The organism is Micromonospora sp. CNZ303 (genome assembly GCF_004345505.1).
This window is the reverse complement of sequence record NZ_SLVT01000002.1, coordinates 83,229-98,498: the sequence shown is the minus strand read 5'-3', so window position 1 is coordinate 98,498 and position 15,270 is coordinate 83,229. Positions and strand designations below refer to the sequence as shown.

Here is a 15,270-nt window from a genome sequence, read left to right as displayed (position 1 = left end):
ACCGGAAGGTCAGCTCGGTGAGGGCTTCGGTTTCGTCGGTCGTGAGCGGAAGGTCTGTTCCGTGAGTCTGTTCGGGGTCGGGCGGGCGCCGGGGTGGCCGGCGGTGCTGGCCGACGGGCCGGTGCTGCTGCGACCCTACCGGCGTTCGGACGCCGCCGCCTGGTCCGAGGTGCGCCGCGCCAACCGGGAGTGGCTCGCGCCGTGGGAGTCGTCCGTGCCGGGTAGCTGGCACGAGCTGAACTCGCCGGCCGCGTTCCGCTGGGTCTACCGCGACCAGCGCCGGTCGGCGCGTACCGGCGAGGGGATGCCGTTCGCCGTCTGCCTGCGCGAGGACGGCCGGGACCGGCTGGTCGGCCACCTCAACGTGGGCAGCATCGTGCGGCGGGCGTTCTGCTCGGCGTACGTGGGCTACTGGGTGGACTCCCGGGTGGCCGGTCGCGGCGTCATCCCCACCGCGCTGGCGCTCGCGGTCGACCACGCGTTCGGCGTGGGTGGGCTGCACCGGGTCGAGGTGAACATCCGCCCCGAGAACCGGCCGTCCCGGCGGGTGGTGGAGAAGCTGGGCTTCCGCGAGGAGTCGTACCACGTGCGCTACATGCACATCGACGGTGCGTGGCGGGACCATATCGGATACGCGATGACCAGCGAGGAGGTCGCCGCCGAGGGTGGGCTGCTGGCCCGCTGGCACCGGCTCCGCGCCACCACGGGGTGAGCCGTCCCACGCACGGGATCGGCGCGGCGTGTCAGCATCCGCGTCCACGGCCCGTAACCTCAAGTAACTGCAAGCTGTGGCAAGCGCTGCTCCACCCGTACGATCCGCGCACCCGACCACCATCGGTGGAAGATCCTGCGGCCGGGCGGCGGTTGCTCCGAATTCGGTGACGGGAGGGGTGAGGGTGCCGACCTCGGTGCTCCTCGCCGTCCTCGCCGCCGCCGGTCTGCTCGCCCTCGCCCCGGCGCTGGTCCGCCGGTACGACGCCACCGAGCGGCTGGTGGCGGAGCGGGCGCAGTCGACGGCGCGGGTGCTCCAGCGCCGCCGGCGGCGCCGCACTGTGCCGGGGCGCCGCCCGGTGCACCCGCCCCGCAGCCTCGTCATAACGCTCAGTGAAGATGCGAACACGGGCGGGCTCTCCGCGCCGGTCTCCGCGCCCCCCGCGACGCGCCGGTCGAAGCGGCTGCGCGCCGTGCCGCCGGCCCCTCGCAAGGGCCGCCGCCGACCGCCGCCCCGCCGACAGCACACCCCCGCCGTCTACCGGCGCCGCCGGGTGCTCGCCGCGCTGCTGCTGCTGAACTTCGTCGAGCTCATCGGCGTGATCGTGGTCAGCCCCGGCTTCTGGATCAGTTTCGGGGTCACCGCCGCGCTCCTGGTCGCCTACGTCGTACACCTGCGGCGGCTGGCGCTGGCGGATCGTCGGCGGCGGCGGGCGCAGGCCCGCGAGGCGGCGTGGCTGGCCGCCCGGCAGGCCGAGGTGCGGCGGGAGCAGGCCCGCCGGGCGGCGGCCCGCCGCGAGGCGCAGCGCCGCCTGGCGGCCCAGCGCGAGGTGGTACGCCGTGCCGCGATGGGCCTGGACCGCCCGGCGGACCTGCCGGCGGCGGCCAACGGCGGCTCGGTCTCCTACCGCCGCTCGGGTGGCCTGCGCGGTCGCCCCTACCAGTCCGGCCGCGGTTCCCACTCGGCCTGACCGGCCACGTCTCTTCCTCGCCTGATGCGCCGGTCGTGGCCAGCGGGTCGGTCCGGCCCGCCGCGCGTCAGCTCGGGGCCGGCAGGCGGTAGACGGACACGTGCGACCGCGAGTCGGCGGTGAACTCGGCGCCGGACCAGTCCGCGTGCCGGCTCTCCAGCTCGAACCCGGCCAGCTGACCCATGAGGTCCAGCTCCGCAGGCCAGATGTAGCGGTGCGGCGACCGGAACAGCCGGGCGTGCGTGCTCTCGTCGAACCGGAAGTGGTGCGACACGACCTGCTGGCGCAGCACGTCGTAGGTGTCCAGGCCGATGTACCCCGGCTCGGACGACCAGACCGTCGCCTGCTGGCCCGGTGGGAGCTTGCGCAGCTCCGGCACCCACAACTCGATCACGAACCGGCCGCCCGGGGCGAGGTGGCGGGCGGCGTTGCGGAAGCAGGCCACCTGCTCGGACTGGGCGAGCAGGTTCGAGATCGTGTTGTAGACGAGGTAGACCAGCGAGAACTCGCCCGGGGCGGTGGCGGTCGCCATGTCACCGATCACCACCGGAACGGTCGCCTCGTCCACCTTCGTCCGCAGCCGCTCCACCATCGGGCGGGACAGCTCGATGCCGCTGACCGGCACCCCGCGCGCGGCGAGCGGGACGGCCACCCGGCCGGTGCCGACGGCGAATTCGAGCGCCGCCCCGCCGCCGGCCAGCTCGGCCAGGCGGTCCACGGTCGGCCCCAGCACCTCGGGGGCGAACATGCCGGTGCCGGGGGTGTCGTAGCGGCGGGCGGTGTCGTCGTTCCAGACGTCTTCCTGTCGCATGCGCCCCACGCTTCCCACCGCCGCCCGCGATGTCCACCGACTTTCGCGCCCACCGGCCCCCCTCCACCGCCTGCTCGGGGTCCCTCTTCGAGATCTTGGTGGCTGGCGGCCCCCGGAGGGGCCGTTCCCTGCCAAGATCTCGGCGCGCGGGGGGTGGATTCGCGGCGGGGGCGGTGAACCTGTTAGCCTTGGCGCCGGCCCGCCCGGTGAAAGCCGGGTGGGACCGATGCCGGTCCGCCGGCGGAGGGGTTGTGGCGCAGTCCGGTAGCGCACCTCGTTCGCATCGAGGGGGTCAGGGGTTCGAATCCCCTCAACTCCACACATTTCGAAGGCCGTTTCCGCTCGTCGGAGACGGCCTTTTTCGGTCCTGTACGGCAGCGGAGTGCAGCATCAGGGTGCGTAGCCGGGGTCGGCGACGGTCTCGGCGATGCGGGTGAGCCAGTGCAGGTCGTTGGCGCGAGATTCCGGACTGGCCTCGGGGCTGAGGAGGCTACGCAGAAATTCGCCGACGTCGTCGAGGTGTCGCTCGCTGCGGTAGTAGCTCAGCAAGGTCTGGTCCGGTTCCAGCGGCCCGTAGCCCCGGCGGAAGAGTTCGGCGCGGTGCGCGTCGACCGGGTGGTCGCCGAAGTCCTGGCTGTGGATGAACATCAGGTCCCGCTCACGCGGCGCGAGGATCGGCGCGTCCCAGTCAACGACGTGCAGGGGACCGTCGTCGTCAGCGATCAGATTGCCGGGGTGGATGTCGGCGTGGCAGATGACGTGTCGAGCGTGCGTCACGCGTGAGGCCAGGTCGTCGACCGTCTCCGCCAACCGGTGCAGCGCGGCACCGTACCGCTCCCAGAAGGCGCGGAGGGCCTCGCTCGTCGCAGCCTGCCCGCCGAGGGTGCGCAGCCGCTCGCCCGCGCTCGACCGGTAGGTCTCGACCGGCAGGACGGCGGCGACGTCCGCGCTCGGCGTGACGGCGTGCAGGCGACCCAGGAACTCGCCGTACTCGATCCACTGGCGGTCGGTGAGGCCGCGCCGCCACAGGCTGCCGCCGTCGTGGAACGGGTAGAGCAGCAACTGGTACTCCCCGAACCGGTGACCGGATCCGCCGTCCGGCAGGGCGATGGGTGCCACGACCTGCCGGACGCCTTGCGCCCTGAGGAACCCGGGCAGCAGGACGGCCGCCCGGGTGAACGTGCCGCGGCGCAACTTCAGGAAGTATCGCTCGCCGTCGGACGCGTCCACCCGGTACGCCCATGCGTGCCCGTCGAGCCCGACCGGCATGAACACGAGGTCGACGATGGTGACGGCCCAGGCGGCGGCCACCTCAGCCGCCAGGAGCCGTTCGTCGACGCCAGGCTTGTCGATCATCGGCGGAGCGTCGCAGTTGGCAGTCCGGCCGGCAAGGGATTTGCACCTGCGGGCCCGGGCCCCTGGCTGGCCCGCGAGTCGGGTCAGCCAGGCCACGGCGCCTGTCAGCGGCCCGCCGTCACGGCTTCACCGCCCGGGTGGCGAAGTAGCCGGGCAGCCATCCGGCGGTGGCGTCGGAGTGGTGCGGCGCCTCCTCGAAGCCGACGATGACGAAGCCGGCGGCGAGCTGACCACCGATCTGCGCGGTCATCGTGTGGCTGTACTCCAGCGGCGCGTCCGCGCCCCACAGGCGTTCGCGCTCCGCCGCCGGGACGTGGGTCAGGTCGCTGTACGGCAGCCGGTGGCGCACCACCAGTTCGCCGCGCTGGTCCAGCGCCTCGTTGTCGAAGAGGAAGACGTCCGGGTTGAGGAAGCCGGACAGCAGCGTCCCGCCCGGTCGCAGCACCCGGAAGCACTCCCGCCACACCGGCGCGAGCTCGGGCACGAACAGGTTCGACACGGGGTGGAAGACCAGGTCGAACGAGGAGTCCGGGAACGCCGACAGGTCGCGCATGTCCCCGAGGACGGTACGCAGCTCCAGGCCGTCCCGCCGGGCGACCGACTCGTCCTGTTCGAGCTGACGGGGCGAGTTGTCGAAGACGGTGACCCGGGCCCCGGCGGCGGCCAGCGTCGGACCCTGCTGCCCGCCGCCCGAGGCCAGACACAGGACGTCCGTACCCGCGAGGTCGGCGGGGAACCAGGAGCGGTCGACGGGCTGGTAGCCGATCAGGACGACCGACCAGTCACCGGCACGCGCCCTGGCGATCGTCTCGCTGGAGACGGGGCGTGACCACTCGTTGCCCTGCTCGACCTGCCGGTCCCAGGCGGTGCGGTTGTGTGCTACCGGGTCAAGAGACATTGCCCCACGCTAGCGGTCGAAGGCCGCGGCGCAGCCGGCATTTTCGCCCGGGCGGCGGGCCCGGGTCTCGCCCGGCGGCACCTCAGCGGCGGACGGCCAGCCGTGACCTGCGGTGGAACGCTCGTGGCCTCGTCGGTGCGGTCTCCCGCACCGACGAGGCCACGCCTTGACGCCGCTACCTACCTGACGATCGTGACCGTCGCCGAGCGGTAGTTCCTGCCGTTCTTCTCCGGGTCGTAGCCCTTCTCGACGTTGCCCGAGGCGTCGACCGAGAACCAGCGGAACGTGGTGGTCCCGGTGACGCGGAAGACCTGCCCCGGCTCACGGAACTCGGTGGCCTGGTAGCGCGGCGATTGGAGGGTCGGCCGGCTGCCATCCGTCGTGTAGTAGATGGTGGCCGGCTCGCTCGTCTCGAAGCGCACGTCGACGGAGCCGGTATAGCTGCCGCCGCCGGGCACGAGCTCGGACGTCGGCTTCTTCTTGTCCTTGCCCCACTCCGCCGCGATCCGGAACATCTCCATAATCCCGTTGGCGTACTCCATCGTCTCGGAGTGGCCGCTGACGAGCGCCGGGTTGCCCTCCCAGGCCGGCTGGAACGAGCCGCCCTGCCAGTTGCCGGTGGTCGGGTTGTAGATCGAGCCGCCGACCTCCCAGCCGAAGGAGTAGATCCCGTAGGTGTGGTACATGTCCTCACGGACGTTGCCGGCGGAGGAGTACAGGACGTCCGACGAGCCGCCGACGTTCTCCGGCGTGACGACGGTCTCCCGGTACGCCTTTACCTGCGACAGGATCCTGCCGGCCGACTGCCAGTAGAACGCCTCGTCGCCCAGCGGCGGACGCGGCGTGGTGACCCGGCCGTCCGCGATGTAGGCGCCGGGCTGCCAGAACAGCTGGCCACCGTTGGAGTGCACCGACATCATGAACTTGATGTTCGAGTACTTCTCGACCAGCCAGACGATGTTCTTCGACTCGGGCTCGGACAGCTTCTCCGGCCCCTGGTAGGTGCCGCTGGTGCAGACCGTCGACCCACCGGCGTAGCCGTCGTGGCCCGACCCGACCCGGTAGTTCCGGTTCAGGTCGACGCCCCACGAGTTGCGGCGGTCAGGTTCTTCCGCTGCGAGGCGTAGTTGTAGAAGCTGTAGTTCGCGCCGTCGGGGTTGTTCGACAGGACGAGGAAGATGTCCGTCTCCTGGACGATTTTCTTCGTGTCCTTGTCGGTCCTGTAGTTGTGCACCAGACGCTCGGCCGTCTCCAGCGTCGTCGTCGCGGGCACCCACTCGCGGGCGTGGTCCTGGGCCTGGATCAGGACACCGGGGTTGCGGCCGTCGCGGTGCTTGCCGATCCGCAGGACCGGGATGGTGGCCTCGCCGCGGGGCACCTCGCCCTCCGGCGCGCCGACGCGCTTCTGGTCGAGGAAGTCGCTCAGTGCGACCGGGGAGGACGTCGGCACGACGAGCCCGGTGCCCGCGTTGCTGCGGTACGGGTGCGCCCGGTCGATCAGGCCCTGCGACTGGGTCTCCAGTGCCGCCGCCACCTGCGCGGCGGTGCTGGCGAGCGCGCCGTTGGCGTCCTTCGCGAGGAGGACGCGGACCGCCTTGCCCGACACGTCGACGCCGAGCGGGAGGCCCGCCCCCGGCCGCTCCACGAATTCGACGGTGACGTCGTTGCCACCCTCGTGGCCCCACGCCGCCGAACTGACGACGACCGCCGCCTGCCCGGTACCGCCGATCGTGGCCTGCGCCTTGCGCTGGTAGCCGTTCGTCTTGTGCGGCAGGTAGACGATCTCGGCGATGTCCGGGTACTGCCGGGCGATCTCCTCAGCACGCTGGAAGAGCTGCTGCGGATGCTTGTAGCCGTCGATGAAGTCCGACTTGTAGCCCGGGTTGTCCGTCAGCGGCGGCGGAGCGCCCTCGAGCCAGTCGGAGACCTTGCCGGTGGTGACGCCGCCGGTCGAGCTGGTGACCCTGATCTGGTCAGGACGCGCGTCGAGCTTGAACAGGTTCCGGTGGAACATGTACTGGCCGGAGTCGACGAAGCGGCTCATCGTCCGGGCGGAGCCGAACGGCGTACCGACGCCCGAGTCGTTCTCGAGCTGCATCGCAACGATCGGGTTGGTCTGTCCACCTTCGGTGGTCCGTGCCTCGACGTAGAGGAAGCCCTGGCCCTTCGTGGTGAACCAGTCGGCGCGGACGACCCGTACCGTCGCGTCGTTCGCCTCGGTCACCTGCGCCGGCTGGGCGGCCCGCGCCCCGGCGGCCCGGAAGCCGCCGTCGGCCACATCGCTCCAGGTGAAGCGCTCGTTCTCGCCGAGGATCTTGACGCCCATCGCCTTGAGTTCGGCGACCTGCCCGGCGTCCACGTGCGCCTCGCCCTCGATGCCGTCCGGCACGCGCGTGAGGCCGTGATCGACGTCGTAGCCGGCGGCCACCACCTTGTCGAGCATGTCGGATCCGGTCAGCTTGATGCGTACGTGGTTCGACTCATGATCCGCGTGGTGGGCTTCTTCGGAGCCCGCGGCGGTGGGTTTCGCGGGGTCCGCGCCCGCCGGCGCGGTCGCCACGAAAGTGGCTGCCACCAGGGCGGACATCGCGAAGAACACGATGCGTGGTTGTCTACCTCGCATGCTCCCCTCCTTCTGTCTGTGGCCGTCAGTGATGTCGCGACCGGCCGGCCGGAGCGCGGGCCGGACGCATCGATCCATCCAAAAATGGTCATGCTGTACCCGCCCACGACGAGCCCGGCATCGACGGATCGCGTCGGAGGATCGTGCCGGGTGCGAGCGGGCCGGGTTCGTCGGATGCAGTGCGTCGTGTGTCCGCCCACGGTGATCCATGCCTCGACGGATCGCGTCGAGGACCGTGCGGAGCATGGGCGGAGCTGAGGCGGCGGAGGCGTCTTTCACGTCGACGACGTGGCTTGACCTGGATCTTTGCATCGCCTGAGCCGTTTGATCAACCCTCTGCTGCGACGGCCAGAGGGAACCTTGAGGATTCGGTGTGCCGGCCAGCGCCGCAGGTGGCGAACGTGACCGGCGACCACCACGACGGTGGCGCCGTCGAGGGCGACCGGGCGAAGGCCTACGGGCGCAGGTCGACCGAGACGTGCCCGGACAGGGCGCGGAGGAAGTCGGGCGCGTCGAAGATCGCGCCGGCGGAGGCGACGCCGACGGTCCTGGTCCGTCCCGTGAGGACACGGTCGACGGCCTCCACGGCGAGAGGCGCACTGACGGCGTAGATGTCCTGGCCGCTCGCCACGGCACGCCGTCGCACGCCGCCGGAGCGCACCACGACGTCGACGACGAAGGTCTGCGCGGACCGTCCGTTGTCGTCGACCGCGGTCGGTGCCGGTGTCGCCGGGGCCGCCAACTCGCCGGCCGCCTCGACCGTCATGTAGGTGCAGACCTCGGGGATGGCCAGGTGGCTGGGAACGGTGACGATGTCGGCCATGCTGAACTCGCCGATCACGGCCCGGGTTCCCATCGGATCGGGGAAGGGCCACCGCACAGCCGGCGGGGCGTCGTCGCGGTACTCCAGTCGTCCCCGGTTGAAGCGGACGCGCCGGCCGTCCCTGCGCTGCCGGGAGACCTTGCCGGCGGCGCGGGTTCCGGGCGTGGGATGCCAGCCGCTCAATCCGTACGCGATGTGGGCCTCGTCGGCCGCCGTCCAGTCACCCATCGCTGCGGTGACCAGCAGGTCGCCGAGGCCGCCGAAGAAGGCCATCGCGGGGACCACCACGGTTCCGGCGGCACGGGCGCGATCGGCGAAGTGCGTGAAGGTGTCGAGATTGGCCTCGATCTCGGCCGCCACGTCCACGTACGGGATCCCGGCGCGCAGCGCCGCCTCGATCACTCCAGCGGCGGTCACGGCGAAGGGCCCGGCGCAGTTGACCACCGCGGCCGCGCCGGCCAATGCGCGGTCGAGCGAGGCCGGGTCGTCGACCGCGGCCGGCCGGATGTCGAGACCCGGACAGGACGCCGCGAGGGCCCGCAGCTTGTCCGCGTCACGTCCGCAGAGCAGCGGTACGAACCCGCGTGCGCGCAACTCCGCCACCACGAAGCGCCCGGTGTGCCCGTACGCGCCGAAGACCGCCACCGTCCGACCCGATCCCATCAGCTCTCCCAGTTTCCGTGCCTGATTGATCAACTCCGTTCATCCTGGTGGCGGTGGATCGGCGGCGCGAGTGTCTGGAACGACACCTCCCGTACAGTTTCGGACATGGCTACCGTCGCGCTGGCCGTCACCGACGGGATGCTGCACTTCGAGCTGTCCCTGGCGTACGAGGTCTTCGGCGCCGACCTGACCGGCTTGGCCGACCCCTGGTACGGCGTCACCGTCTGCGGATCGGGCGCGGTGCGGGTCGGCCGGTTCCGGCTGGAGCCCGACTGCGGGCTCGACCAGCTCGTGCACGCCGACACGGTGATCGTTCCCGGGTGGGTCGACGTCGACGTGGACCCGCCCGCCGACCTCGTCGACGCGGTGCGCGCGGCCCACGAGGCGGGCGCGCGGGTGGCCTCCCTGTGCACGGGCGCGTTCGTGCTCGCCGCCGCCGGCCTGCTGGACGGCCGACGGGCGACCACGCACTGGGCGCACACCGAGGCCCTGGCGGCCCGTTATCCCCGGGTCCAGGTCGATCCGGACGTGCTCTACGTGGACGACGGCAGCGTGCTCACCTCCGCCGGCAAGGCCGCCGCGATGGACCTGTGCCTGCATCTGGTCCGCCTCGACCACGGCTCGGCGGTCGCCAACACGCTCGCCCGCCGCCTGGTCGTACCCCCGCACCGGGCCGGCGGCCAGGCCCAGTACGTCACCGCCCCGGTGCCCGACCAGGACGACCATCCGCTCGCCGAGCTGTTCTCCTGGGCGATCGAACGGCTCGACCACGCGTTGACCGTGGAGGACCTGGCCCGCCGGGCGAACATGAGCTCGCGCAACCTGGGCCGCCACTTCCGGTCGGTGGCCGGCACCACCCCGCTGCAATGGCTGCTGACCCAGCGGATCCGGCACGCCCAGGAGCTGCTGGAGACCACCGGTGACAGCATCGACGCCATCGCGGCGGCCACCGGCATGGGCACCGCCGCGACGCTGCGCCGGCACTTCAACCGCACCGTCGGCGTGCCCCCGGACACCTACCGCCGCACCTTCCGCAGCTCGCGATCCGGCGCGCTATGACGAACCACCACGGGGCCGGCGCGGCCCTGCTCCGGCTGCCCGCCTGACCCGCCAGGCGGAGGCGCTACCTGGTCTGCCCGTCGTCACGCAGGGCGAGGAGCGCCGCTTCGATCCGCAGCCCGAGCCCCGTCATGACGAGCAGGCCGGCGAGGACGTATCCCCCGGTCGAAGGATTGTCCGGGCTGATCATCAGTAGCGAGATGAGCAGCCCGGCGGCCAGGGCGACGTTGCCCATCACTCTGGTCGAGCCGCTACGCGTGTACCGGAGATCCACGCGAGTCACCGTATAGGGCTGGAGCGGGCGCCAATGTCCCTTGCCGACGTCACACGCGCGCCGGGCTCCTCCGAGCGGCGGCAGGCAGGGGCCGCAGGGTGAGCACCTCACCGAGCCCGTCGACGTGGGTCAGCCTGGTGGCGAACGCGGCGCTCAGGGCGCGGCGCAGGTAGTCCAGCACCGCCGGCCCCGGGGTGAGCGGCGCCGAACCGGTGTCGCCCGTGCCGACCAGGTGCACCTCGCGGGCGAGCCGTCCGGAGGTGTTGACGAACCGGCAGAGGTCGTCCCACCGCAGGTACCGCCAGAAGTCGACGCTGACCACCGCGTCGAGGCTGCCCGGCGGGATGGGCGGGTCCATGCCGACCAGGTGGTGGTTCGTCGGGCCCGGCGGAGCGGCGTAGTCGAAGGTCAGCGCCCCGGTCGGCAGGTCGACCTGATCGCTGCCGGTGCCCACCCACAGCACGCGGGGGCCGGGCAGGCGGTCGGCGAGCCGGTCGAACGCCGGCCCGATCCGGCACGTCGAGCGTCGTGCGCAGTCGGTGGCCGCGGAGCGGTAGTACACGATGCGCTCCAGCGAGTCGTACACGTCCAGCAGGCCGTAGAACTCCCATTCGATGACGTGGTACTGCCCGGTCAGGAGGCTCCGGTTGGCCGCGAAGTCGGACCAGTCGCGGTCGGTGTTGCGGTGGTGCGGGAGGTGGAAGGCGCGGGCCTCGTCGTCGAAGGCGAAGTTCAGTTCGGTCACGCCGAGGTGCCGGTGCACCCGGTAGAACAGCTCGATGTCCTCCAGGCCCCAGCGCAGCCCGGAGCGTTCGTCGAACCCTCCGGCCCGGTCGAAGATGTCCCGGGCGAGCGAGATGTTGTGGGTGTAGGCGAGCGCCCAGCCCGCCCGGAGCCACTCCGGCCCCGGGGGCTGACCGTGCGGGAAACGCAGGTCGCCGGCGCGGTCCGCGCGGCGGCGGGGGACGTCGGTCATCTCCCCGTCGTCGAGGGCGGCCTCGACGTGCTCCAGGCTCAGCTCGTCGCGCCGGCCCATCAGCACGGCGGGCCGGCCGGCGACCGCGTGGTGGGCCAGGTGGCGCTCCAGCAACTGCGGGGAGGCGTACGAGTCGGCGTCGAGGAACAACAGCAGCGGCGCCCGGGTGTGCCGGACGGCCTCGTTGCGGGCTGCGGAGCGTCCCCGCCGTCTGGGGAACTCCAGCAGGCGGAGGTCGAGACCGGTGGCGGCCTCGACGGCGTCGGCGTAACCGGCGGGGGAGCCGCCGTCGCGGATGACCACCACCTCGAAGCGCTCGGGGCTCACCGTCTGTCGCGTCAGCGACCGCAGCGTCAGCGCCAGGCACTGCGCGTCCTGGTAGGTGGGTATGACCACGCTCAGCTCGACCGCGTCGTCCGTCCGTGCCGCCATCCGAGACTTCCTCCGTCATAGGTGATTCGGGGTGCCGGCAAGTGCCGGCACTCCGGGCCGCGACACGTCCGGCCCTCAACCGGCGTGAGTAAGGCCGGGTCGGGTCACGCGTAGTAGTTCACGCTGACCGGCCAGGAGCCGGTGTACGGCGTCCAGCCCTGGAGGGTGGCGGGGATGCCCACCCGGGTGTTGCAGTTGATGACCTGGAAGTGCAGGTGCGGGCCGGTGGACGCGCCGGTGCTGCCCGACCAGCCGATGACCCGACCCTGCGGCACCCAGGTGCCGGCGTTGTAGATCGCCCGGTTCAGGTGCGCGTAGTGGGTGCACTGGCCGTTCGAGTGCCGGATGATCACCTCGATGCCGTTCTGCCAGTACGGCGACCAGTTCGACATGATGATGGTGCCGGCCTGTGAGGCGGAAACCTCGTAGTTCGCCGGCAGCCCGAAGTCCCAGGCGTACTCGTTGTACGCGCCGACGTGCGAGTAGGTGCCCTCCGGCCCCTGGGTCACCCGGTAGGACTCGCCCGCCGGGTACGGCAGCTCGTAGTAGTAGTTCGCGGCGGAGGCAGGCGTGGCCCCCATGACCACGGCCCCGGCAACCACCAGCAGGGCGCTCGCGGTCGCGCCGATCCGGCGTAGGACCGTCCTCATTCTGTTCACTGTGAATCTCCTCCTGGTGCGTCGGGGGAAGTCCAGCCTCGTCGTCGACGGTGCCGGTGGGAGCTAAACAGCGCGCCAAATGAGGATCAATCGATTCGTCGATGTCTGGGGTGCGATCAGTGGATCGACAGGGGTCCCGACGACGCCGGGTGACGGACGCGGGGCGCGGCGTCGAGGAAACCCCGCAACCCGGCTGGCAATCGCCACCGTCCGGGTACCTGCGCGCGTGCGGCCGGTCACTACGCTGCGGCCCGTGGAGCGGATGGCGGGTGTGTTCTGGATGGGCGGCTGCGCGGCAGTCGCCGTCCTGCTCGTGGCGGGCGTCGTCGCGCTGGTCGTGGCGTCCCACCGGCGGGAGCGGGAACGGCGGGAGCACTGGCGACAGTGGGCGGCCCGGTACGGCTGGACCTTCGCCGAGCGGCCCCAGATCACCTGGACCGACCGGGTGCCGGGCCGCAACCGCCGGGGCGTGCGGTTCGCGCTGACCGGGACGCTCCACGGCCGACCCGTCTGCGTGGCCGAGTACGCGTACACCGAGACGCACAGCTCGACCGGCGCGGACGGCAACCAGACGACCACCACGCACACCCACACGTACGTCGTCTGCTCGGTGTGGCTGCGGCGGTCGTTCCCGGCGCTCGCGGTCGGACCGCGCCACGCGTTCTCGAAACTGGGCCGCGCGCTGTTCGGCAGCGACACCTACGCCACCGGGCACGAGGAGTTCGACCGGCAGTGGCGGGTGGCCGCGGCGGCCCCGGGGCAGCAGGCGCTGGTCGGGCCGACCCTGATCGCCGCGCACCTCGCGGGAGCGGTGCCGACTTGGAGCGTGCGGGGGGCGGAACTGGTCACCTACCGGCGCGGCCGGCTGGAGGACGCCGCCCTGGTGCCGTCGCTGGTGACCCCGCTGATCACGGTCGCCGACCTGCTGGAGCAGGGCCGCTGACGAGCGCCGGCCCCCGACGGGACGGCCGGCGGGAAGAGCGCGGGAGGCCGGACCCCAGGGGTCCGGCCTCCCGTCACGAGCTGTAACTCACGGCCGCCAGGAGCCGGTGGTCTCGAACCTGTGCTGGTATTCCAGCGCGCCGTTCTTGTCGGCCACGTTGAACACCACCGTGCCCGCGCGTTTGCTGCCCTCGGGCAGGTTGTTGCCGGAGCCCAAGGTGTCGCCGCAGCCGGAGAGTGCGCTCGCCAGGCCGTTGGCGGTGGTGCCGTTGGCGGCCACCCAGTTGAAGTAGAACGGGTTGATGGAGCTCTTGCCCTTGGTCACCGTCGCGGTGACGTGGGCGATCAGGTACATGCCCTTGTTCGGGGGCGGGGCGTACGACCGGCAGCCCTTGGTCTCCGTGGTGAACCGGGTGACCGTGATCTCGATGGTGCCGTCGTCGTCGGAGACCACCAGGGTGGCGCCGGGCCTCAGGTTGAAGTTCTCGCCGTCCCTCGCCGCCGGGGAGGGGCCGTCCGGCTGCAACGTGATTCTCGGGGCGGCGGCCTTCTCCAGGTCGTTCGCCGCCTTGTTGGCGCCGGCGACGAGCGCGACGACGCCGCCGACGCAGCAGAGCAGGGCCAGCACGGCCACCACGGCCACGACGATCAGGACGGTGTTGTTCTTCTTCGGCGGTGCGACCGGATGCGGCGCGCCGAAAGGGTGACCGGGCGCGCCGCCCGGGTAGCCGGGCCCACCCGGCGCGTAGCCGGGTCCACCGGGCGGCGGGTAGCCGGGCCCGGCGGCCGGATACCCGGGCGTGCCGGACACCGGCGGGTACGGCGTGCCCGACGTCGGCTGGTGCGGGGCGGCCCACGGCTCGCCCGGCATCCCGGAGACCGGTGGCTGCGGCACTCCGGAGACCGGTGGCTGCGGCACCCCCGAGACCGGCGGCTGCGCCCACGGCTCGCCGGGCGCGCCCGACACCGGGGGCTGCGGTGCCCCGGAGACCGGCGGCTGCGGCGCGGCCCACGGGTCGCCGGCCGGCTGCTGCGGCGGCACGGGCGGGAGCGGGGCCCACGGGTCGCCCGTGGCCTGCGGGGCGCCGGAGGTCGGCGGCTGCGGCGGGTGACCGCCCTGGTCGGCGGGGAACTGCGGCATCGGTGCCGGCGGGTACGGCTGCGGCTGCTGCTCCGGGCTCGGTTGGTTCGGATCCTGCGGCCCGTAAGGGGGCGGGGGGTGACTCACCGTACTCCTAGGCACCTGACGACGACGGCAACGCGGCTGACGCTACCGTGCGCGGACAACGGACCATCTTCGCGTCTCCGGCAGTGGCGCGCCGTCCCCTGTTCGGATTCCGTGCCCGGGTCAACCGGGCAGCAGCACGGCGGCGGTGCGGACCAGCGCGGCGTCGACCGCGAACCGGCCGGTGACCAGCGCGGGCGGACGGGCGAGCGGGGCCGCGTCGAGTCGCGCCGGGGCGATCCGGGCGGTGAAGGTGCCGGCGTCCGGATCCAAATCCACCAGCGCGTCGTGGAAGTCCAGCCACGTGCCGACGACCGGGTGCCACACCTTGTAGACGGTCTCCTTCGCGCTGAACAGCACCGCCGGCCAGGAGGTGCCCACCGGCAGGCGGGCGCAACGCTCCTGCTCCTCGGGCAGGCAGATCAGCCGGCGTACGCCCACGTTGAGCTCCCGGTGCCCCTCGGCGTCGATGCCGACCGACCGGATCTCGCCGGCGCGGGCGGCGACGGCCGCGCAGTAGCCCGCAGTGTGGGTGATGGCACCGACCACACCGGTCGGCCAGACCGGCGAGCGGTCCGGCGCGGCCGGCAGCGCGACGGGGGACACGCCCAGCGCGGTCATCGCCCGCCGGGCGCAGACCCGCCCGGCCGTGAAGTCGCGGCGGCGGCTGTCCACCGCGCGTTCGCTCAGGCAGGCCCGCTCGGCCGGCAGCAGCTCGCCGACCCAGTCCGCCGGCCCGGCCACGGCCACCGCCACGGACGGCGGCAGCAGGTCACGCATCGCCGCCCGCCGACAGGTACGACCGTACGCGCGCCCGCCCGGCGTCGAGCCCGGCCGGTGGCCGGTG

At 72.3% G+C, this 15,270-nt stretch carries 15 protein-coding genes and 1 tRNA gene; 5 read left to right on the top strand and 11 right to left on the bottom strand.

Going from position 1 to position 15,270, the window contains the following annotated elements:
* Window positions 1-61 precede the first annotated feature (61 nt).
* Both EV374_RS03695 and sepX read left to right on the top strand, forming a co-directional pair.
* Window positions 62-712, top strand: a complete 651-nt coding sequence (locus tag EV374_RS03695) for a GNAT family N-acetyltransferase (protein WP_132231566.1) — start codon at window positions 62-64, stop codon at window positions 710-712.
* Window positions 713-890: 178 nt separating this feature from the next.
* Window positions 891-1,682 (top strand): divisome protein SepX/GlpR, encoded by a 792-nt coding sequence (sepX, locus tag EV374_RS03690; RefSeq protein WP_207913869.1) that lies wholly within the window; start codon window positions 891-893, stop codon window positions 1,680-1,682.
* A 67-nt stretch (window positions 1,683-1,749) separates the two neighbouring features.
* Here the strand turns inward: sepX and EV374_RS03685 are convergent, their stop codons facing one another.
* Window positions 1,750-2,493, bottom strand: a complete 744-nt coding sequence (locus tag EV374_RS03685; RefSeq protein ID WP_132231562.1) for a class I SAM-dependent methyltransferase — start codon at window positions 2,491-2,493, stop codon at window positions 1,750-1,752.
* Window positions 2,494-2,738: 245 nt separating this feature from the next.
* Here EV374_RS03685 and EV374_RS03680 point away from each other — a divergent pair.
* Window positions 2,739-2,812, top strand: a tRNA-Ala gene (locus EV374_RS03680).
* 71 nt (window positions 2,813-2,883) lie between these two features.
* Here EV374_RS03680 and EV374_RS03675 read toward each other — a convergent pair.
* The 5 genes from EV374_RS03675 to EV374_RS03655 all read right to left on the bottom strand — a co-directional run bounded on the left by EV374_RS03675 (window position 2,884) and on the right by EV374_RS03655 (window position 8,856).
* Window positions 2,884-3,849 carry an aminoglycoside phosphotransferase family protein gene (locus tag EV374_RS03675; RefSeq protein ID WP_132231560.1) on the bottom strand — a complete coding sequence of 322 codons (966 nt, stop codon included), beginning with the start codon at window positions 3,847-3,849 and terminating at the stop codon, window positions 2,884-2,886.
* A gap of 118 nt (window positions 3,850-3,967) precedes the next feature.
* Window positions 3,968-4,747, bottom strand: coding sequence for a class I SAM-dependent methyltransferase (locus tag EV374_RS03670; protein WP_132231558.1), 780 nt, complete (start codon window positions 4,745-4,747; stop codon window positions 3,968-3,970).
* Window positions 4,748-4,926: 179 nt separating this feature from the next.
* Entirely contained in the window at window positions 4,927-5,823 is an 897-nt protein-coding gene (locus EV374_RS03665; RefSeq protein WP_486485601.1) for a chitobiase/beta-hexosaminidase C-terminal domain-containing protein, read from the bottom strand.
* Window positions 5,820-7,370, bottom strand: coding sequence for a M14 family zinc carboxypeptidase (locus EV374_RS33210; protein ID WP_132231553.1), 1,551 nt, complete (start codon window positions 7,368-7,370; stop codon window positions 5,820-5,822). The genes EV374_RS03665 and EV374_RS33210 overlap by 4 nt, the downstream gene beginning before the upstream one ends.
* Window positions 7,371-7,824: 454 nt before the next feature.
* Window positions 7,825-8,856: a saccharopine dehydrogenase NADP-binding domain-containing protein gene (locus tag EV374_RS03655; protein WP_132231551.1), complete on the bottom strand. Its 1,032-nt coding sequence runs from the start codon at window positions 8,854-8,856 to the stop codon at window positions 7,825-7,827.
* Window positions 8,857-8,961: 105 nt separating this feature from the next.
* Between EV374_RS03655 and EV374_RS03650 the strand changes: the two genes are divergently transcribed.
* Window positions 8,962-9,915, top strand: coding sequence for a helix-turn-helix domain-containing protein (locus tag EV374_RS03650; protein WP_132231549.1), 954 nt, complete (start codon window positions 8,962-8,964; stop codon window positions 9,913-9,915).
* A 64-nt stretch (window positions 9,916-9,979) separates the two neighbouring features.
* Here the strand turns inward: EV374_RS03650 and EV374_RS03645 are convergent, their stop codons facing one another.
* From EV374_RS03645 to EV374_RS03635, 3 genes are all read right to left on the bottom strand, one after another.
* Complete coding sequence (locus tag EV374_RS03645; RefSeq protein WP_132231547.1) at window positions 9,980-10,189, bottom strand: hypothetical protein; 210 nt, start codon at window positions 10,187-10,189, stop codon at window positions 9,980-9,982.
* A gap of 49 nt (window positions 10,190-10,238) precedes the next feature.
* Entirely contained in the window at window positions 10,239-11,597 is a 1,359-nt protein-coding gene (locus tag EV374_RS03640; protein ID WP_132231545.1) for a glycosyltransferase, read from the bottom strand.
* Between the two features lie 104 nt (window positions 11,598-11,701).
* Window positions 11,702-12,247, bottom strand: a complete 546-nt coding sequence (locus EV374_RS03635; RefSeq protein WP_132231543.1) for a M23 family metallopeptidase — start codon at window positions 12,245-12,247, stop codon at window positions 11,702-11,704.
* Window positions 12,248-12,509: 262 nt separating this feature from the next.
* On the opposite strand from EV374_RS03635, the gene EV374_RS03630 reads away from it, so the two are divergent.
* The gene (locus EV374_RS03630; RefSeq protein WP_132231541.1) at window positions 12,510-13,199 is read left to right on the top strand and encodes a hypothetical protein; all 690 of its coding nucleotides are present in this window, start codon (window positions 12,510-12,512) and stop codon (window positions 13,197-13,199) included.
* Window positions 13,200-13,286: 87 nt separating this feature from the next.
* Here the strand turns inward: EV374_RS03630 and EV374_RS03625 are convergent, their stop codons facing one another.
* Together EV374_RS03625 and EV374_RS03620 are read right to left on the bottom strand one after the other, a co-directional pair.
* On the bottom strand, window positions 13,287-14,426 hold the full coding sequence (locus EV374_RS03625) for a DUF4352 domain-containing protein (protein WP_132231539.1): 1,140 nt from the start codon (window positions 14,424-14,426) through the stop codon (window positions 13,287-13,289).
* Between the two features lie 120 nt (window positions 14,427-14,546).
* The gene (locus tag EV374_RS03620; protein WP_132231537.1) at window positions 14,547-15,203 is read right to left on the bottom strand and encodes a 4'-phosphopantetheinyl transferase superfamily protein; all 657 of its coding nucleotides are present in this window, start codon (window positions 15,201-15,203) and stop codon (window positions 14,547-14,549) included.
* Window positions 15,204-15,270 lie beyond the last annotated feature (67 nt).

Excerpts from the sequence above, each read along its gene's own strand:
- EV374_RS03685 (WP_132231562.1), bottom strand. The coding sequence starts at position 2,493 with ATGCGACAGGAAGACGTCTGGAACGACGACACCGCCCGCCGCTACGAC.
- EV374_RS03675 (WP_132231560.1), bottom strand. The coding sequence starts at position 3,849 with ATGATCGACAAGCCTGGCGTCGACGAACGGCTCCTGGCGGCTGAGGTG.
- EV374_RS03670 (WP_132231558.1), bottom strand. The coding sequence starts at position 4,747 with ATGTCTCTTGACCCGGTAGCACACAACCGCACCGCCTGGGACCGGCAG.
- EV374_RS33210 (WP_132231553.1), bottom strand. The coding sequence starts at position 7,370 with ATGCGAGGTAGACAACCACGCATCGTGTTCTTCGCGATGTCCGCCCTG.
- EV374_RS03655 (WP_132231551.1), bottom strand. The coding sequence starts at position 8,856 with ATGGGATCGGGTCGGACGGTGGCGGTCTTCGGCGCGTACGGGCACACC.
- EV374_RS03650 (WP_132231549.1), top strand. The coding sequence starts at position 8,962 with ATGGCTACCGTCGCGCTGGCCGTCACCGACGGGATGCTGCACTTCGAG.
- EV374_RS03640 (WP_132231545.1), bottom strand. The coding sequence starts at position 11,597 with ATGGCGGCACGGACGGACGACGCGGTCGAGCTGAGCGTGGTCATACCC.
- EV374_RS03635 (WP_132231543.1), bottom strand. The coding sequence starts at position 12,247 with ATGAGGACGGTCCTACGCCGGATCGGCGCGACCGCGAGCGCCCTGCTG.
- EV374_RS03620 (WP_132231537.1), bottom strand. The coding sequence starts at position 15,203 with ATGCGTGACCTGCTGCCGCCGTCCGTGGCGGTGGCCGTGGCCGGGCCG.